This window comes from Microbacterium sp. DWRC1-3 (genome assembly GCF_049896645.1).
Taxonomy (GTDB): Bacteria; Actinomycetota; Actinomycetes; order Actinomycetales; family Microbacteriaceae; genus Microbacterium; species Microbacterium maritypicum.
Genome location: NZ_JAFCUS010000002.1, coordinates 907474 through 931030 on the forward strand (window position 1 = coordinate 907474; position 23557 = coordinate 931030).

22 protein-coding genes are annotated in these 23557 nt (G+C 68.8%); 11 read left to right on the plus strand and 11 right to left on the minus strand.

The window, feature by feature from the left end; all coding sequences use genetic code 11:
* The first annotated feature begins 109 nt into the window (after nucleotides 1–109).
* The 10 genes from ACP699_RS17035 to ACP699_RS17080 all read left to right on the plus strand — a co-directional run bounded on the left by ACP699_RS17035 (nucleotide 110) and on the right by ACP699_RS17080 (nucleotide 11646).
* The gene (locus tag ACP699_RS17035; RefSeq protein WP_017828465.1) at nucleotides 110–1225 is read left to right on the plus strand and encodes a mannose-1-phosphate guanylyltransferase; all 1116 of its coding nucleotides are present in this window, start codon (nucleotides 110–112) and stop codon (nucleotides 1223–1225) included.
* A gap of 160 nt (nucleotides 1226–1385) precedes the next feature.
* On the plus strand, nucleotides 1386–2507 hold the full coding sequence (locus ACP699_RS17040; protein ID WP_055877675.1) for a BMP family lipoprotein: 1122 nt from the start codon (nucleotides 1386–1388) through the stop codon (nucleotides 2505–2507).
* A gap of 108 nt (nucleotides 2508–2615) precedes the next feature.
* Complete coding sequence (locus tag ACP699_RS17045; RefSeq protein ID WP_017828467.1) at nucleotides 2616–4130, plus strand: ABC transporter ATP-binding protein; 1515 nt, start codon at nucleotides 2616–2618, stop codon at nucleotides 4128–4130.
* Entirely contained in the window at nucleotides 4127–5446 is a 1320-nt protein-coding gene (locus tag ACP699_RS17050; RefSeq protein ID WP_055870872.1) for an ABC transporter permease, read from the plus strand. The genes ACP699_RS17045 and ACP699_RS17050 overlap by 4 nt, the downstream gene beginning before the upstream one ends.
* Nucleotides 5446–6729, plus strand: coding sequence for an ABC transporter permease (locus tag ACP699_RS17055; RefSeq protein WP_017828469.1), 1284 nt, complete (start codon nucleotides 5446–5448; stop codon nucleotides 6727–6729). Before ACP699_RS17050 ends, ACP699_RS17055 begins: the two co-directional genes overlap by 1 nt.
* A gap of 26 nt (nucleotides 6730–6755) precedes the next feature.
* Complete coding sequence (locus ACP699_RS17060; RefSeq protein ID WP_426172453.1) at nucleotides 6756–7154, plus strand: cytidine deaminase; 399 nt, start codon at nucleotides 6756–6758, stop codon at nucleotides 7152–7154.
* Entirely contained in the window at nucleotides 7151–8464 is a 1314-nt protein-coding gene (locus ACP699_RS17065) for a thymidine phosphorylase (protein ID WP_017828471.1), read from the plus strand. The genes ACP699_RS17060 and ACP699_RS17065 overlap by 4 nt, the downstream gene beginning before the upstream one ends.
* A gap of 50 nt (nucleotides 8465–8514) precedes the next feature.
* On the plus strand, nucleotides 8515–9630 hold the full coding sequence (locus ACP699_RS17070) for an adenosine deaminase (RefSeq protein WP_017828472.1): 1116 nt from the start codon (nucleotides 8515–8517) through the stop codon (nucleotides 9628–9630).
* Complete coding sequence (locus ACP699_RS17075; RefSeq protein WP_426172456.1) at nucleotides 9630–10739, plus strand: polysaccharide deacetylase family protein; 1110 nt, start codon at nucleotides 9630–9632, stop codon at nucleotides 10737–10739. The genes ACP699_RS17070 and ACP699_RS17075 overlap by 1 nt, the downstream gene beginning before the upstream one ends.
* A 25-nt stretch (nucleotides 10740–10764) precedes the next feature.
* Complete coding sequence (locus ACP699_RS17080) at nucleotides 10765–11646, plus strand: carbohydrate kinase family protein (RefSeq protein ID WP_055877695.1); 882 nt, start codon at nucleotides 10765–10767, stop codon at nucleotides 11644–11646.
* 3 nt (nucleotides 11647–11649) lie between these two features.
* Here the strand turns inward: ACP699_RS17080 and ACP699_RS17085 are convergent, their stop codons facing one another.
* The 10 genes from ACP699_RS17085 to ACP699_RS17130 form a co-directional block, all read right to left on the minus strand.
* Nucleotides 11650–12396, minus strand: a complete 747-nt coding sequence (locus ACP699_RS17085; RefSeq protein WP_055877698.1) for an alpha/beta hydrolase — start codon at nucleotides 12394–12396, stop codon at nucleotides 11650–11652.
* A gap of 9 nt (nucleotides 12397–12405) precedes the next feature.
* Entirely contained in the window at nucleotides 12406–13371 is a 966-nt protein-coding gene (locus ACP699_RS17090) for an SDR family oxidoreductase (RefSeq protein WP_055877701.1), read from the minus strand.
* The gene (locus ACP699_RS17095) at nucleotides 13371–14321 is read right to left on the minus strand and encodes a bile acid:sodium symporter family protein (protein WP_426172459.1); all 951 of its coding nucleotides are present in this window, start codon (nucleotides 14319–14321) and stop codon (nucleotides 13371–13373) included. The genes ACP699_RS17090 and ACP699_RS17095 overlap by 1 nt, the downstream gene beginning before the upstream one ends.
* Complete coding sequence (locus tag ACP699_RS17100; protein ID WP_426172461.1) at nucleotides 14318–15610, minus strand: flavin-containing monooxygenase; 1293 nt, start codon at nucleotides 15608–15610, stop codon at nucleotides 14318–14320. The genes ACP699_RS17095 and ACP699_RS17100 overlap by 4 nt, the downstream gene beginning before the upstream one ends.
* A gap of 85 nt (nucleotides 15611–15695) precedes the next feature.
* Nucleotides 15696–16853 (minus strand): mannitol-1-phosphate 5-dehydrogenase, encoded by a 1158-nt coding sequence (locus ACP699_RS17105; protein ID WP_426172463.1) that lies wholly within the window; start codon nucleotides 16851–16853, stop codon nucleotides 15696–15698.
* On the minus strand, nucleotides 16850–17284 hold the full coding sequence (locus ACP699_RS17110; protein WP_426172465.1) for a PTS sugar transporter subunit IIA: 435 nt from the start codon (nucleotides 17282–17284) through the stop codon (nucleotides 16850–16852). Before ACP699_RS17110 ends, ACP699_RS17105 begins: the two co-directional genes overlap by 4 nt.
* Nucleotides 17281–18915, minus strand: a complete 1635-nt coding sequence (locus ACP699_RS17115) for a PTS mannitol transporter subunit IICB (protein WP_426172467.1) — start codon at nucleotides 18913–18915, stop codon at nucleotides 17281–17283. The genes ACP699_RS17110 and ACP699_RS17115 overlap by 4 nt, the downstream gene beginning before the upstream one ends.
* Nucleotides 18912–20597, minus strand: coding sequence for a phosphoenolpyruvate--protein phosphotransferase (gene ptsP / locus ACP699_RS17120; RefSeq protein WP_426172469.1), 1686 nt, complete (start codon nucleotides 20595–20597; stop codon nucleotides 18912–18914). Before ptsP ends, ACP699_RS17115 begins: the two co-directional genes overlap by 4 nt.
* Nucleotides 20594–20875, minus strand: coding sequence for an HPr family phosphocarrier protein (locus tag ACP699_RS17125; protein WP_055877714.1), 282 nt, complete (start codon nucleotides 20873–20875; stop codon nucleotides 20594–20596). The genes ptsP and ACP699_RS17125 overlap by 4 nt, the downstream gene beginning before the upstream one ends.
* Complete coding sequence (locus tag ACP699_RS17130; protein ID WP_141386267.1) at nucleotides 20872–21189, minus strand: PTS sugar transporter subunit IIB; 318 nt, start codon at nucleotides 21187–21189, stop codon at nucleotides 20872–20874. The genes ACP699_RS17125 and ACP699_RS17130 overlap by 4 nt, the downstream gene beginning before the upstream one ends.
* A gap of 167 nt (nucleotides 21190–21356) precedes the next feature.
* Between ACP699_RS17130 and ACP699_RS17135 the strand changes: the two genes are divergently transcribed.
* Nucleotides 21357–23279 carry a BglG family transcription antiterminator gene (locus ACP699_RS17135; protein ID WP_426172472.1) on the plus strand — a complete coding sequence of 641 codons (1923 nt, stop codon included), beginning with the start codon at nucleotides 21357–21359 and terminating at the stop codon, nucleotides 23277–23279.
* Between the two features lie 13 nt (nucleotides 23280–23292).
* On the opposite strand, the gene ACP699_RS17140 is transcribed toward ACP699_RS17135, so the two are convergent.
* Nucleotides 23293–23556, minus strand: a complete 264-nt coding sequence (locus ACP699_RS17140; RefSeq protein WP_017828486.1) for an HPr family phosphocarrier protein — start codon at nucleotides 23554–23556, stop codon at nucleotides 23293–23295.
* Between the last annotated feature and the right edge of the window lies 1 nt (nucleotide 23557).

Below are 23557 nucleotides of genomic sequence, written 5' to 3' on the forward strand. Positions count from 1 at the left end.
CAGGCACGCCCGATCGCTGTCCATCTTATTCCTGTCAGATCACTGGGAGCGACGAAGGGGAGCCTAAGTCTCTCGATGTCGGCTCGTCCTCTGCGGCTACCCTGGCAGGGTGAGCGCACCCATCAAGGATTTCTACGCAGTCATTCCCGCCGGCGGCATCGGCAGCAGGCTGTGGCCGCTCTCCCGGGCGGACGCACCGAAGTTCCTGCACGACCTGACAGGGTCCGGGCACTCGCTGCTGCGCGACACCTGGGATCGGCTCGTCCCGCTCGCCGGGGCGGACCGGATCGCCGTCGTCACCGGCCGTGCCCATCGCGCGGCCGTCGAGGCGGAGCTGCCCGGCATCCCCGACCTGAACGTCTTCCTGGAGTCCGAGCCGCGCGAGTCGGCGGCGGCGATCGGACTCGCCGCGGCGATTCTGCACCGCCGCAATCCCGACGTGATCATCGGCTCGTTCAGCGCGGACCACGTGATCCGCGGCACACGCGTGTTCGAGTTCGCGGTGCGCGACGCCGTCGAGGTGGCGCGGGAGGGGTACATCTGCACGATCGGCATCACGCCGACCGAGCCGGCGATCGGTTTCGGCTACATCAAGATGGGGCCCGAGCTCGTGGTCGAAGGCGCGCGCGAGGCCGCTCTCGTCGAGAGTTTCGTGGAGAAGCCTGATCTCGAGACGGCGAAGTCCTACATCGCTGATCGCGGGTACCTCTGGAACGCGGGCATGTTCATCGCCAAGGCCAGCGTGCTGCTGGAGGAGCTGGCCGTGAACGAGCCCGAACTGCACGCCGGTCTGCTCGAACTCGCCGAGGCATGGGACGACCGCGATCGTCGAGGACCGGCGGTCGATCGGATCTGGCCGCGCCTGAAGAAGATCGCGATCGACTACGCGGTCGCCGAACCCGCCGCCCGCCGCGGACGCCTCGCCGTCGTCCCCGGCCACTTCGACTGGGACGACGTGGGCGATTTCGCCTCGCTGACCAAGCTCATCACCAACGGTCGCAAGAACGATCTCGCCGTTCTCGGCCCGAACGCGCGCGTTCTCACCGACGGCGCGAGCGGAATCCTCGTCAGCCAGACCTCGCGCGTGATCAGCCTGGTGGGGGTGCAGGACATCGTCGTGGTCGACACCCCCGACGCGCTGCTGGTCACCACCGTGCAGCACGCGCAGCGGGTCAAGGGCGTGGTCGAGTCGCTCAAGCTCACCGGTCGCGGAGACGTGCTCTGATGCCTGCTCCGATGAGCACGCTCTCACGCTCATCGGCTGTCTTGATTTCAGCTTGGTAACCATTGGCCAGCACATGCGGGGCGGGCGTGCACAAAAGCCGAAACAGTAGGTAACTTTGATCGATCCGCGATGGCCGCGGTTTCGTTGAGGGAGGCATCAGTTGACCATCTCCACCACCAAGAAGCTGCTCGGCGTCACCGTCGCCGCTGGCGTCGTCTTCGCACTCGCCGGTTGCGGCCAGGCACCGACAGACAAGCCCGCCGGCTCCGGCGAGCCGGTCGCCTCCGACTTCCTTCCCTGCCTCGTCTCCGACGCCGGCGGATGGAACGACAAGTCGTTCAACCAGTCCGCCAAGGAGGGCATGGACAGCGCCGCCGAGGAGCTGGACATCAAGCCCCTCGAGTTCGAGTCGGCGAATGACAACGACTACGCGCCGAACCTCGAGACCGCGGTCTCCGAGGGCTGCTCGCTCATCGTCTCGGTCGGCTTCAAGCTGTCCGCCGCCACGGTCGAGTCCGCTCTCGCGAACCCCGACATCGACTACGCGATCATCGACGACTGGGCCGACAACGACTTCGACGGCACCGTCGATGCCCCGAACATCAAGCCCCTCGTCTTCGACACGGCTCAGGCCGCATACCTCGGCGGCTACGCTGCCGCATCGTGGTCTGCCCAGAGCGGTGTGAACAAGGTCGGCACGTTCGGCGGAATGCAGATCCCGTCGGTCGCCGTGTTCATGGACGGCTACCAGCTCGGTGTCGAGAAGTACAACGAGGACAAGTCCGCTGCGGTCGAGGTCTTCGGCTGGGACGAGGCCACGCAGAAGGGCTCGTTCACGGGCGGCTTCGACGCGAACGACACCGCCAAGCAGACCGCACAGGGTGTGCTCGACCAGGGCGTCGACGTCATCCTCCCGGTTGGCGGCCCCGTCTACCAGAGCGCGGCTGCGGCGATCGCCGACAGCGGCAAGGACACCCTGATGCTCGGTGTCGACAGCGACCTCGCCGTCGCCGACCCCGAGGTGGCCGGCATCACGCTCGTCTCGATCATGAAGGCGATCGACGTCGCCGTGAAGGACGCGACCCTGGCTGCGGCCAAGGGCGAGTTCGACCCGGCCCCGTACGTGGGCACGCTCGAGAACGAGGGCGTCAAGCTCTCCGGCTTCGGTGACTTCGAGTCGAAGCTGCCGGAGGGTCTGACCGACGAGCTCAAGGCTCTGCAGGAGCAGATCATCGCCGGCGACATCAAGGTGGAGTCCCCGAACTCCCCGACCTCCAAGTAATTCCGTCGCAGTTCCCGCACGGGGCGAGTGGTGAGCAGGATGCCACTCGCCCCGTGTCGTGGACGGACGATGATTCTCCTGGACAACTCTTCTGGATAAGGTGCAGATATGAAGCTCGAACTTCGCGGCATCACCAAGCGATTCGGCACCCTCGTTGCCAACGACCACATCGATCTCGTGGTCGAACCGGGTGAGATCCACGCGCTCCTCGGTGAGAACGGCGCAGGCAAGTCCACCCTCATGAACGTGCTCTACGGCCTGTATCAGGCCGACGAGGGCGAGATCCTCCTCGATGACGAGGTGCAGCGCTTCCGCGGTCCCGGTGACGCGATGGCTGCGGGGATCGGCATGGTCCACCAGCACTTCATGCTCGTCCCGGTGTTCACCGTGGCCGAGAACGTGATGCTCGGACACGAACAGACCAAGGCCCTCGGCACGCTCGACATCGCGAAGGCGCGAGAGCACGTGCGATCGGTCGCCGCCCGCTTCGGTTTCGACATCGACCCCGACGCCCTCGTCGGAGACCTTCCCGTCGGCGTGCAGCAGCGCGTCGAGATCATCAAGGCGCTGTCGCGCGACGCGAAGGTTCTCGTGTTCGACGAGCCCACGGCCGTGCTCACGCCGCAGGAGACCGACGAGCTGATGAGCATCATGCGCCAGCTGCGCGACGAGGGCACGGCGATCGTGTTCATCACGCACAAGCTGCGCGAGGTCCGCGAGGTCGCTGACAAGATCACCATCATCCGTCTCGGCCGCGTCGTCGGCGAGGCGTCCCCGACCGCGACCAACGGCGAGCTCGCCTCGCTCATGGTCGGCCGAGCCGTCGAGCTCACCGTGCACAAGGAACCGCCGCGCCTGGGCGAGGGCGGATTCGAAGTCAAGGGACTGCGCGTGCTCACTCCCACCGGGGCCATCGTCGTCGATGGTGTCGACTTCGCCGTCCGACCGGGAGAGGTGCTCGCGATCGCGGGTGTCCAGGGCAACGGCCAGACCGAGCTCGTGGAGGCCATCGTCGGCCTCGCCGCCCGCGTCGAAGGCAGCATCGAGCTCGACGGCAACGAACTCGTCGGCAAGAGCGTGCGCGCGATCCTCGACGCCGGAGTCGGCTTCGTGCCGGAAGACCGCACTGAAGACGGCCTGGTGGCCGGTTTCTCCGTCGCGGAGAACCTGATCCTCGACCGTTCGGACGACCCGGCGTTCAGTCGCGCGGGAACACTGCGGCGCTCGGTGCTCGACGAGTTCGCCCGTGCGCGCATCAAGGAGTACGACATCCGCACCCAGGGTCCGGAGACGGCCGCAGGAACGCTGTCCGGCGGAAACCAGCAGAAGGTCGTCATCGCCAGGGAGATGAGCCGCGATCTGCGCCTCCTCGTCGCGGCGCAGCCCACCCGTGGTGTCGATGTCGGCTCGATCGAGTTCATCCACAAGCGGATCATCGAGACGCGCGACGCGGGTGTGCCCGTGATCGTCGTCTCCACGGAGCTCGACGAGGTCGCAGCTCTCGCCGATCGGATCGCGGTCATGTACCGCGGCACGATCGTCGGCATCGTCCCCGGCGACACGCCTCGGGAGACGCTCGGACTCATGATGGCCGGAGCGGCCGAAGGGGAGGTGGCCGCGTGAGCGGAGCGACACCCGGCGCAGGAGATGTGACCAAGGGGATTCCGCCGCAGGAGCTCAGTACGAGCACCGGCACGGTCCCGCGCGACCCCTCCGATGTGCCGCCGCCCCCGCGCGGCAACGTCATCCTCAAAGAGATCCTCCGCGGCAATGCGGTCACCACGATCCTCGCGATCGTGCTGGCACTCATCGTCGGCGGCGTCCTGATCGCCTTCACGAACGAAGACGTGCTGGAAGCATCCGTCTACTTCTTCGCACAGCCCGGTGATACGTTCGCCGCCGCGTGGAACGCCGTCTACAACGGGTACGAGGCCCTGGTCCGCGGAGCGATCTTCAACGCCCGCGGCGCGGACTTCGCGGCGCAGATCCGACCGCTGACCAACACGCTCGGCTTCGCGGCGCCGCTCATCGCGGCCGGCCTCGGCGTGGCGCTGGCATTCCGCGTCGGCCTGTTCAACATCGGTGCTCGCGGCCAGATGCTCATCGGTGTGGCCGTCGCCGCACTGCTGACGTTCTCGCTCGACCTGCCGATCTGGCTGCACATCCCGGTCACGCTCATCGCCGGCATCGCGGGCGGTGCGCTCTGGGGCGCGATCGCGGGACTCATCAAGGCGCGCACGGGTGCGCACGAGGTGATCCTCACGATCATGCTGAACTACATCGCGTACTACCTGCTGCTGTGGATGATCCGCACCCCGGGTCTGCTGCAGAAGCCGGGGACGAACCAGGCGCTCGGATCGGCGACGCCGGAGAGCGCCCAGTTCCCGACGCTGCTCGGACCGCAGTTCCCGTTGCTCGACCTCGGCTTCGTGATCGTGATCGTGGCGACACTGTTCGTCTGGTGGCTCATCGAGCGCTCGTCGCTCGGCATGCGCATGCGCGCCGTGGGGGAGAACCCGCACGCCGCGCGCGCCGCGGGCATCAGCGTCCAGCGCGTCTACGTCTACGCCATGCTCTTCGCCGGTGGCCTCGCCGGTCTCGCGGGCATGAACCAGATCCAGGGCGCGGTCACCACGGGCGTCACCGAGACCATCGATGCCGGGATCGGCTTCGACGCGATCACCGTCGCCCTCCTCGGCCGCAGTCGCGCCTGGGGCACGTTCGCCGCCGGCATCCTGTTCGGCGCGCTCAAGGCAGGCTCCTTCTCCATGCAGGCGCAGGACATCCCGGTCGACATCGTGCTCGTCGTGCAGTCGCTCGTGGTGCTGTTCATCGCCGCGCCGCCGCTGCTGCGCGCGGTGTTCTTCCTCCCGAAGACCGATATCGAGAAGGCGGCCAGGCTCAGAGCCAAGGCCGCGAAGAAGGCGGTGGCGGCATGATGTCCCTCGTGCAGACTCAGGCCGCCGACGGCACGGTCCAGCTGGCGACCGTGAAGGAACGGCACCTCAAGGCGCCGATCGTCCTCGCCGGCGCCACCGTGCTCCTCGCGCTGCTGTTCCTGTTCGTGCCGCGCGACGGCACCAGCACGTTCCGCCTCTCCGACCAGTCCTCGGCGCTCGCGCTGCCGGACGTGGCGCTGCCCACGGCTTCGACCTTCTGGGTCGTGATCGGCATCCTCGTGGTGCTGACGGTGGGGGCGTTCCTTCGGGCATGGACCTACCGTGCGCCCTCGCTGTGGCTGGTGATCGCGTTCAGCGTGCTGGCCGTGTTCGCGTTCCTCGTCTGGGCGGCCGCCGGCGGACTCGTGCCGGTCACGAGCCTGCTGTTCGGTGCGGTCTCGCTCTCGGTGCCTCTGGTCTTCGGAGCTCTCGGCGGCGTCATCGGCGAGCGTGCCGGCGTCGTGAACGTCGCGATCGAAGGGCAGCTGCTCCTGGGCGCGTTCTCCGCGGCGCTCCTGTCGAGCATCACGGGCAACCCGTTCGTCGGTCTCGTCGGCGCCATGATCGGCGGCGTCCTGGTGGCGAGTGTGCTCGCCGCATTCGCGATCAAGTACCTCGTCGAGCAGGTCATCGTCGGTGTCGTGCTCAACGTGCTCGTCACCGGACTCACCGGCTTCCTGTACGGCGCTCTGCTCGCTCCGAACGAGGCGACGCTGAACAGGCCGGTGCGCTTCCCGCGCGTCGAGATCCCGGTGCTCAGCGACATCCCGATCATCGGACCGGTGCTGTTCAACCAGACGTTCATCGGGTACCTGATGTTCATCACCGTCGGCGTCGTGGCCTGGGGCCTCTACCGCACCCGGTGGGGTCTGCGGCTGCGTGCCGTCGGTGAGCACCCGCAGGCTGCGGACACCGTGGGCATCAAGGTGAACCCGACCCGGTTCTGGAACGTGCTGCTCGCCGGCGCGATCGCAGGCATGGGCGGCGCGTACTTCACCCTGGTCTCGGTCCCGCAGTTCGGAAAGGACATGACGGCCGGGCTCGGCTTCATCGCCCTTGCCGCGGTGATCTTCGGACGCTGGGACCCGATCCGCGCGACGCTCGCGGCGCTGCTGTTCGGATTCGCCACCAACCTGCAGAACCTGCTGTCGATCCTGAAGACGCCCATCCCGGGTGAGTTCATGCTGATGCTGCCCTACGTGGTGACGCTGCTCGCGGTCGCCGGGTTCGCCGGGCAGATCAAGGCGCCTGCCGCCGACGGCAAGCCCTACATCAAGTCGTAGCCCTGCAGGGAAGAGAGAACATCGCAATGACGGACATCGACTGGGATGAACTGCGCCAGGTCGCAACCGACGCCATGACCAAGGCGTACGCGCCGTACTCCCGCTATCGCGTGGGTGCGGCCGCCCTGGTCAGCGACGGCCGCATCGTGGCCGGCTGCAACGTCGAGAACGCCTCCTACGGCGTGACGTTGTGCGCCGAGTGCGCTCTGGTCGGCGACCTGCACATGTCCGGCGGCGGCCAGCTCGTCGCGTTCGTGTGCGTCAACAACGAGGGGCAGACCATCATGCCGTGCGGACGCTGTCGCCAGCTGCTGTTCGAGCACGCGATGCCCGGGATGCTGCTGGAGACCGTCTCCGGCATCCGCACGATCGACGAGGTGCTGCCCGACGCATTCGGGCCGCGCGACCTGGAGGAAGCACGATGACCGCTGCACAGGCTCAGGGAGCCATCGAACCGTTCGACGCGATCGATGTGATCCGCGCCAAGCGCGACGGCGGTGCCGTGCCGGAGCCCGCGCTTCGCTGGATGGTCGACGCCTACACGCGCGGCTACGTCTCCGACGCGCAGATGGCGTCGTTCGCGATGGCCATCTTCCAGCGCGGCATGGAGCGCGATGAGATCCGCGTGCTGACCGACGCGATGATCGCCTCGGGGGAGCGGATGAGCTTCGCCTCTCTCGGCAAGCGCACCGTCGACAAGCACTCCACCGGTGGCGTGGGTGACAAGATCACTCTGCCCCTCGCGCCGCTGGTCGCCTCGTTCGGCGTGGCCGTTCCGCAGCTGAGCGGTCGTGGACTCGGCCACACCGGTGGCACGCTCGACAAGCTCGAGTCGATCCCCGGATGGCGCGCCGCTCTCAGCAACGAGGAGATGTTCGCGCAGATGCAGGGCGACGTCGGCGCGGTCATCTGCGCGGCCGGCTCCGGGCTCGCCCCCGCGGACAAGAAGCTGTACGCACTCCGCGACGTCACCGGCACGGTCGAGGCGATCCCGCTGATCGCATCGAGCATCATGTCCAAGAAGATCGCCGAGGGCACGGACGCTCTCGTGCTCGACGTGAAGTTCGGATCCGGCGCATTCATGCAGGACATCGATCGCGCCCGCGAGCTGGCACGCACGATGGTCGCGCTCGGCACCGACTCGGGTGTCGCGACGACGGCGCTGCTGACCGACATGAATGTGCCGCTCGGGCTCGCGATCGGCAACGCCAACGAGGTCAGGGAGTCCGTCGAGATCCTCGCCGGCGGCGGACCGTCGGATGTGCGCGAGCTGACGATCGCCCTGGCACGCGAGATGCTCGCCCTCGCCGGGCAGCCGGATGCCGACGTGGAGGCTGCCCTCGATGACGGACGCGCGATGGACACCTGGAAGGCGATGATCCGCGCCCAGGACGGCGACCCGGATGCCGCTCTTCCGACGGCTCGCGAGACCCACCAGGTGCTCGCACCGGCCGATGGCATCGTCACGCGCATGGACGCCCTCCCGTTCGGCGTCGCCGCGTGGCGTCTGGGTGCGGGGCGCGCCAGGGCACAGGACCCGGTGATCTTCGAGGCGGGCATCGATCTGCACGCGAAGCCGGGTGACCGCGTCGTCGCCGGCCAGCCGCTCTTCACGCTCTCCGCCGCGGACGACGCCCGATTCGGCAGGGCGCTCGACGCTCTCGAGGGCTCCTGGGCGATCGGAGACGAGGCTCCGGTCACCGGTCCTATCGTCCGCGAGCGCATCACGGCGTGACCTTCGACCGCTAGCCTGAACTGAGCACATCCGCGACCGAGAGGATCACCATGTCGATCGATGCGAACGGCGACGTCACGCTTCAGGGCGTCTCCCTGCGGAGCCTGCCCAAGGTCTCGCTGCACGACCACCTCGACGGCGCGCTGCGGCCCGCCACGATCATCGAGCTCGCGGACGCGATCGGCCTGGAGGTGCCGGAATCCGAGCCGGCTGCTCTCGGGTCGTGGTTCGCGAAGCAGAGCGACTCCGGCTCGCTGGTCGAGTACCTCAAGACGTTCGACCTCACGACCGCGGTGATGCAGACGCAGGAAGGCCTCACCCGGGTGGCGCGCGAGTTCGTGCAGGACCTCGCGGCCGACGGCGTGATCTACGGCGAGGTGCGCTGGGCTCCCGAGCAGCACCTGGCTCGCGGCCTCACCCTCGAGCAGACCGTGGAAGCCGTGCAGCAGGGCATCGAGGAAGGCGAGGATGCCGCCGACCGCGCGGGACGCAGCATCCGTGTCGGCCAGCTGATCACCGCCATGCGGCACACCGACCGTGCCCTCGAGATCGCCGAGCTCGCGGTCGACTTCCGCGGCCGCGGCGCCGTGGGCTTCGACATCGCCGGTCCCGAAGACGGCTTCCCGCCGTCGAACCACCGCAAGGCGTTCGACTTCCTCGCCGAGAACTTCTTCCCCGTCACGGTGCATGCGGGAGAGGCGGCAGGCCCCGCCTCCATCCGCTCGGCTCTGCTGGACGGACGCGCACTGCGGCTCGGACACGGTGTGCGCATCGCGGAGGACCTGGATGTCATCACGCAGGAGGGCGACGAGGTGCAGGTGCAGTTCGGCGACCTCGCGCGCTGGGTCCGCGACCGTGAGATCCCGCTCGAGCTCTCGCCGTCGTCGAACCTGCAGACCGGTGCGATCGCCGCGTGGGGCAACACCATGGTGGATCACCCCTTCGACCTGCTGTACCAGCTCGGATTCGCGGTCACCGTGAACGTCGACAACCGCACCATGAGCGCCACCTCTCTCACCCGTGAGCTCGCGCTGCTGGTGGAGGCGTTCGAGTACGATCTCGACGACCTCGAGACGTTCCAGTTCAACGCCGCAGCCGCAGCATTCCTCCCGGTCGAGGAGCGGGAGGAGCTCGTCGAGATGATCGCCGAGGGCTTCGACGCCTGATGATGGCTTCCGGGGGGAAGCGGCGCTCGCGCGCCGCGATCATCATCAGCGCCGCCGTGGCGGTCGTCGTCGTCGGAGGAGCGGCAGCCGCGTTCGTGTGGTTCACCCGCACGCCGGAGAACACGGTCCCGAAGGCGCAGTCCGAGGCGATCGAGCATCCGCTGACGCCGGCGGAGCAGATCGTGGCGGACGCGAACGACCCGCGTGCGTGTGCGGTCACGTTCACGGGCGAAGGTGCTCCTGCGGAGCCGATGCTGCAGTTCCAGGAATCTCTGTATCAGGGACTGCCGATCCCGCAGCTCGACGGCCGGGTATTCGCCGGCTGGTACCCGAGCGCGGCTGATGCGGGAGCCTTCGCGGTCGCAGCCCGCGTGAACGGCGCCGACCCCGTGGTGTGCGTGGATCAGCAGGTCGAGCTCTTCGCCGCCTGGAAGACGCCGGAGGAGAACGCCGCGGAAGACGTGCGGGTGCCCATCCTCATGTACCACCAGTTCACGGCCGACCCCGAGGGCGAGAAGGGCTGGCTGCGCGGCAACTACGCGTACATCGGAGACTTCGACGCGCAGATGAACCACATCGCGACCACGGGCTTCTATCTGCCGACGTGGGATGAGCTCAGCGCCTTCATCGACGGACGGCTCTCGCTGCCGGCGAAGAGCGTGATCATCACCGACGACGACGCCGATCAGACGTGGTTCGACCTCGCGGTACCGGTCGTCGACAAATACAAGGTGCTCTCGACGTCGTTCATGATCACGGCCTATCGGCAGGATCCGGCGCCGTCGATCTACGTGCAGCGCCGCTCGCACACCCACGACATGCACCAGGCCGGCGACAACGGCAAGGGCCGGATGGTCAACTGGAGCGCCGATCAGATCGCGGCCGACCTCACGACCTCGGCCGACATCCTCGGCGTGGGTCAGGTGGTCGCGTACCCCTACGGGCACTACAACGACACGACCAAGCAGGGCGTCGCCCAGGCCGGCTACGAGATGGGTCGCACCATCGAACCCGGATACGTGAAGATCGGCACGGACAAGCTCGCTCTTCCCGTGGTGCGCATCGACTACGGCATGGGGTTGGACGCGCTGGTCTCCCGCATCGGCTGAGGGGACCGCACGGCAGGATGGTGTCATGCCTCCCGCCTCCGAACCCGCGTCCGTCTTCATCGTCGGCCCCGCGTCGTGGAACCGTATCGTCGTGCTCGATCGGTTGCCGGAACCGGAGCCGCACATGCAGTTCGCCGAGGACACGTGGGAGACGGTCGGCGGGACCAGCGCCGGCAAAGCGCTCAGCCTGACCGCACTGGGCCGCACGACGCGGCTCCATGGCATCACCGGGACGGACGCGGAGGGCCGACGCATCCGCGAAGCCCTGCGTGCCTCCGGTGTGCGGACGCGGTGGAGCGACGGCATCACCGAACGGCATCTGAACCTGATGACGCGGGCGGGGGAGCGCGTGTCGCTGTACCTGTCGACGCCGCAGGAGACGCGAGGAGAGCATGACGAAGAGGTGCGCGACGAGATGACGGCGGCCGATGCCATCGTGCTCGATCTCGCGGCGGAGCCCTTGCGGCTGCTGCCGGTCGCTCGAGCGACCGGCACTCCGATCTGGGTGGACGTGCACGACTACGACGGTACTGCGCCCTTCCACCGGCCGTTCCTCGACGCCGCTCACGCCGTGTTCTGCAATGCGGACCGCCTCGATGACCCGGTCGCGTTCCTGCGCTCACGCATCGCGGCGGGGGCCGGCCTCGCCGTGTGCACCCTGGGCGCCGACGGGGCGGTGGCGATCGACGGGAACGGAGAATTGCACCGAGTTCCGGCTGCGTCCGTGGAGGTCGTCGACACGAACGGCGCCGGTGATGCCTTCCTGGCCGGCGTGCTCGATGCGCGTCTCGACGGGGCGGACCTCACCGCCGCACTTGAAGCAGGGGCCCGAGCTGCGGCATCGGTTCTGCGCACACGGCACCTGCATCCGCTGCTCGACCCGATCCTCGGGACGGCGGGGGAGTGACCCTCACGGGGCGAGCGGCGCGAGGAAGCTCTCGGTGAGACGCGTGACCTCTGCGTGCATCTGCTCGCGAGAGATCGTGGGAGTGCCGTCCCCGTCCTGCGGGCCGTAGTCGCCGAAGGAGGCGTGCGAAGCGCCGTCGATCTCGACCATGTCGGCGTCGGCGGGCAGCTGGTCCCGTGCGTCGGCGATCTTCTCCGGGGTGGACAACCCGTCCTCGCTTCCGGACAGGCTGAGGACGGGGAGCCCGCTCTCGGACAGGTCGTTCGCGCAGTAGGAGGCGAACAGCACGAGCGCATCGGCATCGGCGGCGAGCTGGCAGGCGCGTACGCCGCCCAGGGAATGACCGCCGACGCTCCAGACATCGACGTCGGGGGCCGCAGCTGTGAAGGCATCGAGGCCGCGCGGATCGAAGAACGCCAGGTTCAGCCAGGGTCGGGTGATCACGACGGTGACCCCGTCCTCTGCGAGCCCCTGCAGTATCGCGGCGTATGCCCAGGGGTCGACCTTGGCTCCGGGGATGAACACCAGTCCGCGCTCCGACGCGCCGTCGGCCGGGGCGAGGACGATGCCCTCGTCCGCGTCGGTCACGGTGATCGCCGGGTTCTCTCGCACGGCCGCGAGCGGTTCCGGCTCGGCGGCCATGACGCCGATCTGCGACCACGCGAGCACGCCGCCGACGGCGAGCACCAGCACGATCGCGACACTCCACAGAACACGCTTCAGGATCCGGCGTCCACGCTTCTTCTGCATGGCTCCACGCTACTGCGCCCGGCGTCTCTCCCGGGCGATCGTGGGGTGCGTGCGGAGGTACTCCTCGAAGGCCTGCCTGCTCGTGCGCAGCGGGGTGTAGCCGAACACCCTCTTGAGGTCTCCGTTGGCCAGGACCGGCCGGTACCGCAAGAAGGGGACTTTCTCCGGTCCGTGCTCCGTGAGACGCAGCATCCGCCCGATGCGCAGGGCCCCCGACAACGCCCACGCCGGGAGGACGAGTTGCGGCTTCCCCAGGCGTTCGGCGATCTCGGTAACGGTCAGGCATCCGTCTCCGGCGACGTTGAAGACGCCCGGTGGGCCGTCGGTCGCCGCGCGCACCATCGCCGCAGCCACGTCATCCACCCAGATGAAGACGAAGGGCGATGCGGATCCGGCTATCCGGAGTATCCGTCGTCCATCCCAGAGCGCCGTTATCTGGTTCTGCACGGTCGGCCCGAGAATCGTGCCGATGCGGAACACCACCTGCTGGAGCTCGGGGTGGGCAGCCCGGTGCTCCGCGAGCATCTCCTCGACCAGGCGCTTGTGCCGCGCGTACGGGAAGGCGTCGTTGCCGCGCAGAGGCTGTTCCTCGTCGATCCACCGGGGGTTGTCCGCATGGTAGCCGTAGGCGGCCCCGGAGCTGGAGACCACGATCCGCCGGACACCTGCCTCCACGCACGCGGCGAGCACGTTCGCGGACCCGGTGACATCGACGCGATACTCCTGCTCGACATCGCGACCGGGATTGACGATGGCTGCCAGATGCACGACTGTGTCGATCGCGTGCCGTCGCAGGAGCGGGGCGAGGCCGGCTGAGTCCGTCACATCCAGCGTCTCGTCGATGATGCCGTCGCGAGGCACCCCGTGTCGAAGATCGCCGCAGACGACCAGCTCGACGTCGTCGCGGGCCGCGAGGGCCGCGGCGACATGCGAACCGAGGAACCCGCTTCCTCCCGTGATGAGCACGCGCGGCATCAGGCAGCCTCCGCCTTCGTGCGGCCGCTCGCGTCGCCGGACGAGGAGCAAGTTCGTCTTCTGGTGTGCCGCGCCCAGAGCCCGGCGAGCACGAGGCCGGCGATGATGTCCCAGATGCCCCACCAGCCGGCGACGACGGCCATGCCTCCGAGCCCGTCGAAGAACAGGAACACCAGCCCAAGGCCGAGGCCGGCGTTGCGGATGCCGACCTCGAACGTCATGGCCTTGCGCTCGCGGGTGCCGAGCCCGCCGATCACCGCTGTGCCGTAGCCGAGGGCCAGGGCGACAGCGTCGTGCACCGCGACCACGATCAGGATGATGCCGAGGACCTGCACGAACACCGCCCAGTTGCCCACGAGCGCGGCGATGATGAACCCGAGCAGCGCGATGAGGCTGAACCACTTCACGAACGGCTGCACACGGGCGCTGAACCGCGGAGCGCCGGCACGCAGCAGCAGTCCCAGCGCGAACGGGAGCCCCACGATGAGCAGGACCTCGAGCAGCATGCGCCAGGGATCGACGGCGACGTCACGCAGCAGCGTGCGTGCCGTCGGGTGCAGCGATCCCCAGAAGGTGATGCTGAGCGGCATCGCGAAGATGTAGATCAGATTCCCGACCGCCGTGAGCGAGACCGAGAGGGCGACATTGCCGCCGGCGCGGTGAGTGAGCACCTGCGAGATGTTCCCGGGTGGGCAGCACGCGACCAGGAGCATGCCCAGCGCCATCGACGGCGGCACGGGAAGCACGAGGGTGAGTGCGAAGGTGGCGATCGGCAGCAGGAGCAGCTGTGCGAGGATCGCGATCACGAACGGTTTCGGATGCTTCGCCACGACGCGGAAGTCGCTCGGCGAGGTGTCGAGGGCGATGCCGAACATGATCAGGCCGAGCACGACGTTGAGGATCGTGAGTGTGCCCGGCGTGAAGGACAGGACCACGTCGTCGACGTTCACGCCGACACCTCCAGCGCCATCTTCTCGCGTCGCACAGCGCCCCGGTAAGCGTCCTTGTTGACGTAGTACGCCATCCGGTCCAGGCCCAGGTAGCGGTAGCCGCCGGTCACATCGGGCCAGGGTGCTCCGGTCACCCGCTCGCGGAAACGGGCGGCGCGCGCGGGGTCCTCCTCGACGGCGGAGAGGTAGGCCGCGAGCAGCTCGGCCTGTTCGTAGCGGCCCTGCCAGCCGATGCCGGAGGCCTCGATCATGCCCATCACGTAGAGGCCGTTGAACGATGCGGGGAAGACGTTGAGGAACAGCCGGGGCGAGGCGCCGCGCCAGTGCAGGTGCTCCCTGTCCACGAACGGGTAGTCGAGGGTGTACCCGGTGGCGAGCAGCACCAGGTCGTAGTCGTCGGCGCTGCCGTCGCGGAAGTGCACCGTCGTCCCCTCGAATCGGGCTATGTCCGGCCGGATGCGCAGGTCGCCCTGCCCGAGGTGATTCAGGATCAGTGTGTTCACGATCGGGTGCGACTCGTAGATGCGGTAGTCGGGCCGGGGGAACCCGAACCGCACGGGGTCACCCGTGAAGGCCCGTAGCACGCGGCTGTCGACCGCCTGCTTGATGCGCGCCGGCAGTGGGCGTCCCTGGTTGAGGGTGTCGCTGGGCCTGCCGAACAGGTAGCGGGGTACGAAGTAGTACCCGCGCCGCACACTCATGTCGACCGAGACCGCATGGTGCACGGCATCCACCGCGATGTCGCAGCCGGAGTTGCCTGCGCCGATCAGCAGCACGCGCTTGTCCTTCAGCTGCTCGGGCGACTTGTAGGCACTCGTGTGCAGCAGCTCGCCGCTGAACTCCCCGGTGAACGTCGGCACGTTCGGCTCGGCGAGCGTCCCGTTCGCGAGGACGACTCCGGCATACCAGCGGGTCTCGTTCCCCGTGGGGCCGGCACTGGTCAGGTCCCAGCCGCCGTCGCGCGGCTCGAGGCGGGTGACCCTGGTGTCGAACCGGAACAGCTCGGCGAGTCCGAAGTGCTCCGCGTAGTTGTCGAAGTACTCCTTGAGCACCCGGTGACCGGGGTAGTCGACGCGAGAGCGCATCGGGAACTCGGCGAACTCGGTGGTCGTGCGCGAGGAGATGAGGTGTGCGGATTCGTACATCGTGCTGCGGGGGTTGGTGATGTCCCACAGCCCGCCGACGCCGTGCGACGCCTCGTAACCGTCGACGGTGATCCCGCGCGTGTGCAACGCACGTGCTGCGGCGAGGCCCGACGGCCCCGCGCCGATCACGGCATATCTGTTCATCTGGCTCCCCGCACATCGTCGTGCTCGAAAAACGCCCCCGCCCACCGATCGTATCGGCAGCGCGGGGGCGTGGATGAGCTGTGGGTCAGGCGACCTCGAGGCCGTGCTGCCGGGCGGCGACGGCGTCGCGGACCGAGCGGAACAGCGGATGCTCGGGGTCGAGGCCCGTCGTCCTCGTGGTGAGAGCGTCAGGGTCCTCGGTCCGCAGCAACTGCTGCAGCTCGACCGACTGCTCGTCCGCCGGGTCGTCGAATTCGAGCGCCGCCGAGACGGCCGCGACCAGAGCCTCGGTGGGCAGGCCGCGCTCCGCGGCCATGGCGGCAGGACCCACGAAGCGCTCGTGCCGGGAGATCTTGCGCAGCGGTTGGCGACCGACGCGCTGGACGGTGTCGATGAGCGCGGGGTTGCGGAACCGGTCGAGGATCGTCGCACGGTAGCCGGCGAGATCGTCCGGGTCCAAGCCGTGCTCGGCGACCAGAACCGCCGACGTCTCCTCGAGAGCCGCCGAGACGCTCGCCGCGATGGCGGGGTCCGCCAGAGCATCCGAGATGCGTTCGATGCCGGCGCGGGCTCCGAAGTACGCGGTAGCCGCATGGCCCGTGTTCACCGTGAACAGCTTGCGCTCGATGTACGGGGCCAGATCGTCGACGAAGTGCGCACCGGGGATGTTCGGCAGGTTCGCACCGAACGGTCCCGACTCGATGGCCCATTCGAAGTAGGGCTCGACCGTGACGTCGACGCCCGACCCCTCCGGCTGCGCCGGGACGATGCGGTCCACCGCCGTGTTCGCGAAGACCGCTCGGGCGAGCAGAGTCTCGGCATCCGGTCCTGCGGCCGTCACGATCTCACGGCGGAGCAGATCGGTGGCGCCGATCGCGTTCTCGCACGCCATCACCTGCAGAGGTGCGGCATCGGGGGAGCGCAAGGCGAGCCCCGCGACGATCGACGGGGCCACGAAGCGCAGCACGGTCGGCCCCACCGCTGTGGTGACGACGTCGGCCGATGCGACCTCCTCGGCCACGACGGCGGGGTCCGTCCGGCTGTTCACCGCCCGGAATCCGGTGACGACCTGATCGGTCCCTCCGGGGCCGGCCTCGTGCACGGTGTACGAGTCGACCGCGTTGATCGCATCGACCAGCGCATCGGCGACGTCAGAGAACACGACCTCGTACCCGCCCTCGCGCAGCAGCAGACCGACGAATCCGCGCCCGATGTTGCCCGCCCCGAAGTGGACCGCCTTCATCCTTCGTTCACCTCCGAGAGGAGGGCGTAGAGCTCCTCCGAGGTCTTCGCCGCGGAGAGCCGTGCCACATCGTCTTCCTCCGAGAACAGGATCGCGATCCGGGAGAGCATCTCCAGATGCTCGTCGCCCACTCCGGCGATGCCGATCACGAACGTGGCCGGGTCGCCGGACCAGTCCACACCGCCGTCATAGCGGACGACGGAGAGCGCGGAGGCGAGGATCGTATCCTTCGCATCGTTGGTGCCGTGCGGGATCGCCAGCCCGTTGCCCATGAAGGTCGAGACGGTCTCCTCGCGCTGTCGCATCGCGTCGACGTAGGCCGGGGTGACGGCTCCGGCGGCGACGAGGATGTCGGTCGCCTCCTGGAGAGCTTCGTCCCGCGATGCGCCTCCGGGGTGGATGCGGACCTGTTCGGGGGTGAGAACGCTCATTCGCTTTCCTTTCGCTGCTGTCGCACCATCTCGACGACCTCTTCGTACTTGGGCGAGTTCATGAAGTTGTCGACCGACACGTGGACCGAGTTCGGCGACTTCGCGGTGGCGCGCTCGGTGAGCTGCTGCTGCGTGATCACCACGTCGGCCGTTCCGTCGAGGTTCGCGATCGCCTGGTTGGTGACCGTGATGTCCTCGATGCCGGCCTTCTTGAGCTTGTTGCGCAGCACGCTGGCGCCCATCGCGGACGATCCCATGCCGGCATCGCACGCGAACACGATGCGCTCGATCGGCGCGGTCGCGACCGCCGTGGAGCTCGGGGTGGCAACGGCCTCGGCGGTCGTGCTCGACGTCGAGGAGCGCAGCGCATCCATGGCTGCCGACGACTTGCCCTTGTTCGCCTCGGTCTGTGCGATCGCGGCGCCGAAGGTGTCACCCTCGGCCTCGAGGTCGCGCTTGCGGGACGCGCGCAGGATCACGCCGGTGATGAGGAAGGTGACGGTGGCGGCGATCAGCACCGACAGATACACGACCACCAGGTTGCCGACGCCGGCCCCGAGGGCTGCGAACGTGACCGCGATGATGCTGCCCGGCGCTGCCGGGAAGGCCAGACCGCCGCCGAGGACCATGTTCGTGGTGACTCCGGCCGCGCCACCCGCGATGAGGGCGAGGATCGTGGTCGGCTTGCTCAGGGCGTACGGGAAGTAGATCTCGTGGATGCCACCGAAGAACTGGATGATGGCCGCGCCCGGTGCGGATCCCTTGGCGGCGCCGACGCCGAAGAACGTGAAGGCGAGCAGCAGGCCGAGGCCGGGGCCGGGGTTCGCCTCGATGAGGAACAGGATCGACTTGCCGGTCTCCGCCGCCTGCTCGATGCCGAGCGGGGTGAACACGCCGTGGTTGATGGCGTTGTTGAGGAACAGCACCTTCGCCGGCTCTACGATGATCGACACGAGCGGCAGCAGCTGCAGCGCGACGAGCCAGTCGACGGCCGCGCCGAGAGCCGCGCTGATACCGAGCATGACGGGACCGAAGGCGAAGAAGCCCACGATCGCGAGGATCATGCCGAGGATGCCGGCGGAGAAGTTGTTCACGAGCATCTCGAAGCCGGGACGGATCTTGCCGTCCCAGATGCTGTCGACCTTCTTCATGATCCACGCAGCGATCGGGCCCATGATCATGGCGCCCAGGAACATCGGGATGTTGGTTCCGACGATCACGCCGACGGTGGCGATCGTGGCCACGACACCGCCGCGCTCGCCGTAGACCATACGGCCGGCCGTGTTGGCGATGAGCAGCGGGAGCAGGTAGGTGACCATCGGGCCGACGAGGCCGACGTAGGCGAGGATGTTGCCGTCGGCTGCCTCGGCGGTTGCGGTCATGGCGCCCTGCCAGCCGATGACGGCGGAATCGCCGCCACCGCCGACGATCTCGGCCACACCGGCCCAGTGCCAGCCGAAGGGGCTCTCCGCGCCGAAGAAGCCCTTCGGGATGAAGAGCATCGTGATGAAGCCCCAGGCGATGAAGGCTGCGATGTTGGGCATGATCATGCCCGAGAGGAATGTGCCGAAGCGCTGCACTCCTACGCGGAGGCCGCCGGGTCTGGTGGCGGCAGGTGACGTCGTCGTCATGATGTCGTCTCTTTCTTGTGGAGGGGGAGTTCCGCGGCGAGAGCTGCCACGGCGGTTCGGGCGGAGGAGGCATCGTCGGCAGCCAGGGCGGCCGCAGCGAGGCTCCGCGCCTCGGACGGGGTGCGCTCGGACAGCGCGTGTCGCACATCGGCCAGCGCCGACGGGGCCATCGAGAGGCTGGTCGCGCCGAGCCCGACCAGCACGACGGCCAGCAGCGGGTCGGCTGCGGCTTCGCCGCAGATGCCCACGGGCTTGCCGAGACGCGCGCCCGCATCGCCGACCTCGCGCACGAGGCGCAGGACGGCAGGATGCCAGGGGTCCTGGAAGCCGGCGACCGAGCCGAGCATGCGGTCGGCCGCCATCGTGTACTGCGTGAGGTCGTTGGTGCCGATCGAGGCGAAGTCGGCGTGAGCGAGAACGCGGTCGGCGAGCAGCGCGCTCGCCGGGATCTCGACCATGACGCCGGCCGTCTTCAGCCCGTACTCGCGGGCGAGGGTCGTGAAGTACACCGTCTCCTCGACGGTGGCCACCATCGGCGCCATCACCCACAGGTCGGCCTCGGTGGACGCATCGGCCTCGGCGAGAGCGGTGAGCTGCTCGCGCAGGATGTCCTCGCTCGCGCGCAGCGCCCGCAGGCCACGAAGACCGAGGGCCGGGTTCTCCTCGTGTGCGTCGTTGAGGAACGCCAGCGGCTTGTCGGCGCCGGCATCCAGCATCCGGACCACGACCTTCTTGCCGGGGAACGCCGCCAGCAGCTCGCGGTACGACTCGCGCTGCTGGGCGATCGTCGGCGCCTGCGCCGCGGAGAGGAACAGGAACTCGGTGCGGAACAGCCCGACGCCCTCGGCCCCCCGAACGACCGCATCGGCCGCGTCTGCGGGCTTCCCCAGATTCGCGAGCAGCGCGACAGGCGTGCCGTCGGCGAGGGCGCCGGGAGTCGGTGGGGCGGAATCGGCCGACCGGCGAGCAGCCGCGCGCTCCGTGGCGCGCGCCTTCTCGTCCTCCGTCGGCTCGCGCGTGACGACGCCGCTAGCCGCGTCCACGATCACGGTCTCGCCGGTGGTGAGCATCTCGCCGTCGGCGACGCCGACGATCGCGACGATGCCCTTCTCCCTCGCGAGGATCGCGGTGTGAGAGGTGGGTCCGCCGTCGGTCGTGATGAGCGCCAGCACCTGGTCCAGGTCGAGGAGCGCGGTGTCGGCGGGGGCGAGGTCGCGCGCCACCAGGACGAACGGGTGTCCCGGGTTCGGCACGCCGGGGGCTTCGACGCCACGAAGGCGGGCGAGCACACGCTGTGCGATGTCGTCGAGGTCGGCCGCGCGCTCGCCGAGGTAGCCGCCGACGGCCTCGAGCGTGGCGCGGAAGCCGGCGAACGCATCGTGCACGGCCCACTCCGCCGTCGCTCCGGCGTCGATCCGGGTGTCGACCTCGTCCTGGAGCGTCGGATCCTCGGCGATCATCGCCTGTGCCTCGAGGACCTCCTGCGCGGATCCTCCCGCGGCCTCCCCGCGCTCGTTGAGCTCGCTCGCGACGATCGAGACGGCGTCGCGCACCCTGGCGCGTTCGGCATCCGCACCCGCGGTGCTGGGAGTGTTCTCCGGGGCGGGCATCGCCTCCGCCATGCGGACGATCGGTCCCTGGGCGACCCCGAGGCCGATCCCCACCCCGCGCAGCTCGCTCATCCGGCGGCGTCCTGGTCGTGGTCGGTGGTGAGGAGCTCGGTGAGCGTGTCCAGCACGTTCTCGGCACCGTCGCCGTCGGCCGTGAGGGTGACGTAGTCACCGTGCTCGATCGCCAGCGCGATGACCCCGAGGATGCTGGCGGCGTTGACGGCCTTGCCCGAATCCTTGGCGATCGTCACGGCGATGCCGGAGTCCTTGGCCGCCTGCGCGAAGAGCTTCGCGGGGCGCGCGTGCAGTCCGTGGGAGGAGCCGATCCGGACGGTGCGAGTGGCGGTCATGATGTTCCTTTCGGGGTTTCGCCGTCAGCGGCGAGGATCGATCGGGCGAAGACGAGGGTGCGTGAGCCGTCGAGGTCGGCGAAGACGTCGTCCGGCAGCACGGCGACCGGCGCGCTCGCCTGGTCGCGGATCGCGGCGAGGCGTTCGGCCAGGTGCGGGCCGACGAGGACGAGGTCGTGAGCGGAGCCGGCGACGGAGGACTCCATGCCCGCTGCCGTCTCCCAATCGAGACCGGCAGCGGCTGCCGCGCGGCGCAGCCGCTGTGCGACGAACGTGCTCGATGCGCCCGCACCGCACACCACGAGAATCCTCATCGATGCCCACCCTTCCTGAGAACAGTCTGGGAACCGCCGAGGGGTCGGCGCCAACACGTTCCTTTCCGCCCCTGCGGAACAGGCTCTTCCGCCCGCGGACGCAGGGCACCTGACATCATGGAGAACACGTCGAGACAGTGCGGTCAGCACGCGGGAAGGGGAGGACCATGTCGCGCCAGCGCCAGGACCAGCTCCTCGCGGCGCTGCTGCGTCAGGAGGGCTGGGCGACGGCCGCGAGCCTCGCCGACCTCATGGGGGTGACGCCGCGCAGCATCCGCTCCTATGTCGCGGCGCTGAACGCCCGCGCTCCCGGGGCTGCGGTGATCGAGTCGGGCCCTGCCGGCTATCGCGCCGGATCCGGTGCCCGTGGCGCGCTGCGGATGCGTCAGAGCGGAGAGTCCGCACCGCGCGACCGCCTGCACACGCTGGTGCGCCTCCTGCTCGACGAGCACGGAGGGATCGACGTGTTCGACACCGCCGAGGATCTGCACGTCAGCGAGGCGACGCTCGAGGCCGACCTGGTGCGCGTGCGCGGTCTGCTCGACGGGACGGATCTGGTGCTCGAGCGAGAGCGCGAGACCGTGCGGCTGCGAGGCAACGAGACGGCGCAGCGTCGTCTTCTGAGCAGACTCGCCCATGACGAGATGGATGACGCCTCCTTCCATCCCGAGACATTCCGCCGCGCGCTCTCCGGTTCCGCGGTCGCTGCGAGCGCGGTCGGACCCTTCAAGTCGTCACTGGTGCGCGAGCTCGGCGAGCTCGGCTACTACGTGAACGAGCTCGCGATCTCCGACGTGCTGCTGCACATCGCCATCGCGGCGGAGCGGGTCGCGGCGGGGCACACCCTGGAGTCGAGCCCGGCGGGTACTCGCGAGGAGATCCCGCGCGTCGGAACCGTCATCGCCCGCCTTGCTTTCGAGCACTTCTCCGTGGTCCTCGGCGAGGGCGACAGCGGCCATCTCGCCTCCCTGGTCCTCACCCGCATCGTCGCGCCGGGAGAGGATGCGACGCGCGAGGTCGCGCGCAGCGGTGTGGATCCGGCCGTCGAGGCGGCCGTGCGCGCGGAGATCGCACGAGCCGCGGAAGACTTCCAGGTCGACCTCGTGGATGAGACGTTCGTCCTCCGCCTCGCGGTCCACGTGCAGAACCTGCTGCGGCGAGCCGAGGAGAGCGCCCTCACCCGCAACCCGCTCACCCGGTCGCTCAAGACCACCTACCCGATGATCTTCGAGGTGGCCGTCTCGATCGCGAGCGGCCTGCACGACCGCGTCGGCACGCCCATCCACGACGATGAGATCGCGTACATCGCGATGCACGTGGGCGGGCGCCTCGAACGCAGTCGGAAGGCGGAGTCGATCCTCACCGCCACGATCGTCTGCCCGGGGTATCACGAGCTGCACGAGCTGCTCCGCTCCAGCGTCGACCGCTCGCTGGGCTCGGCGATCGAGGTCACGACCGTCGTGACGAACGTCGACCCCGACTGGTCGTCGTTCGACACCGACCTCGTGCTCAGCACGATCGAACCTGGGTCCTCCGGCGACCGTTTCGTGCGCATCCAGCCGTTCCTGACCGACGCCGACGTCGACCGCATCCAGCAGGCGGCGGCTCGGGTGCGTCGGGGACGACGTCTCACGCGCCTTAGGGGTGAGCTCGCCCGCTACTTCCTGGCCGACGCCTACGTGTTCCCGCTGCCGGACGAGGGGGAGGAGGCGATCATCCGACGCCTCGGCGGGCTCCTCGTCCAGGCGGGGCTGATCGGCGAGGACTACGTCGAGAACACCATCGTGCGCGAGCGGATGTCCTCGACCGCCTTCACGGATGCGCTCGCGGTCCCGCACGCGCTCCAGATGACCGCGAGCCGCACCGCCATCGCCATCGGCGTCGCCGACGGCTCTGCGGCGTGGGGCGGAGGACGCGTGCAGGTCGTCGCGCTCGCGGCCTTCAGCGAGAGCGATCGTGCGGCGTTCCAGACCGTGTTCGAGCAGCTGGTCGAAGTGTTCAGTGAGCGCGAGAGCGTGCAGCGGATCGTCCGGAAGGGGACGACCTTCGAGGCGTTCCTCGACGAGCTCGTCTCCGTGATCGACGGCTGACCGCGGTCACCCGTCATCCGCGGGGAGCGAGCACCTCCGCGAGCTGATCGAGAACGGCCTCAGCCGTCGCTGAGGGCGCCGTCTCGAGCACGACCGAATCCCCCGAGGCGATCCCGAGGTCCATGACCGCCAGCACACTGGTCAGGTCGACGATCGTGCCGTCGCCCGTGCGGAGGGTCACCGGAGCGGTGTGGGACTGCGCGAGTCGTACCAGCTCGGCCACCGGTCGGGCGTGCGCACCGTTGTGCGCGCTGACGACGAGGTGTCGGACGGGCATG

Coding starts and splice junctions, on each gene's coding strand:
- ACP699_RS17045 (WP_017828467.1), top strand. CDS start 2,616: ATGAAGCTCGAACTTCGCGGCATCACCAAGCGATTCGGCACCCTCGTT.
- ACP699_RS17055 (WP_017828469.1), top strand. CDS start 5,446: ATGTCCCTCGTGCAGACTCAGGCCGCCGACGGCACGGTCCAGCTGGCG.
- ACP699_RS17060 (WP_426172453.1), top strand. CDS start 6,756: ATGACGGACATCGACTGGGATGAACTGCGCCAGGTCGCAACCGACGCC.
- ACP699_RS17065 (WP_017828471.1), top strand. CDS start 7,151: ATGACCGCTGCACAGGCTCAGGGAGCCATCGAACCGTTCGACGCGATC.
- ACP699_RS17070 (WP_017828472.1), top strand. CDS start 8,515: ATGTCGATCGATGCGAACGGCGACGTCACGCTTCAGGGCGTCTCCCTG.
- ACP699_RS17075 (WP_426172456.1), top strand. CDS start 9,630: ATGATGGCTTCCGGGGGGAAGCGGCGCTCGCGCGCCGCGATCATCATC.
- ACP699_RS17080 (WP_055877695.1), top strand. CDS start 10,765: ATGCCTCCCGCCTCCGAACCCGCGTCCGTCTTCATCGTCGGCCCCGCG.
- ACP699_RS17085 (WP_055877698.1), bottom strand. CDS start 12,396: ATGCAGAAGAAGCGTGGACGCCGGATCCTGAAGCGTGTTCTGTGGAGT.
- ACP699_RS17090 (WP_055877701.1), bottom strand. CDS start 13,371: ATGCCGCGCGTGCTCATCACGGGAGGAAGCGGGTTCCTCGGTTCGCAT.
- ACP699_RS17100 (WP_426172461.1), bottom strand. CDS start 15,610: ATGAACAGATATGCCGTGATCGGCGCGGGGCCGTCGGGCCTCGCCGCA.
- ACP699_RS17105 (WP_426172463.1), bottom strand. CDS start 16,853: ATGAAGGCGGTCCACTTCGGGGCGGGCAACATCGGGCGCGGATTCGTC.
- ACP699_RS17110 (WP_426172465.1), bottom strand. CDS start 17,284: ATGAGCGTTCTCACCCCCGAACAGGTCCGCATCCACCCCGGAGGCGCA.
- ACP699_RS17115 (WP_426172467.1), bottom strand. CDS start 18,915: ATGACGACGACGTCACCTGCCGCCACCAGACCCGGCGGCCTCCGCGTA.
- ptsP (WP_426172469.1), bottom strand. CDS start 20,597: ATGAGCGAGCTGCGCGGGGTGGGGATCGGCCTCGGGGTCGCCCAGGGA.
- ACP699_RS17125 (WP_055877714.1), bottom strand. CDS start 20,875: ATGACCGCCACTCGCACCGTCCGGATCGGCTCCTCCCACGGACTGCAC.
- ACP699_RS17130 (WP_141386267.1), bottom strand. CDS start 21,189: ATGAGGATTCTCGTGGTGTGCGGTGCGGGCGCATCGAGCACGTTCGTC.
- ACP699_RS17135 (WP_426172472.1), top strand. CDS start 21,357: ATGTCGCGCCAGCGCCAGGACCAGCTCCTCGCGGCGCTGCTGCGTCAG.
- ACP699_RS17140 (WP_017828486.1), bottom strand. CDS start 23,556: ATGCCCGTCCGACACCTCGTCGTCAGCGCGCACAACGGTGCGCACGCC.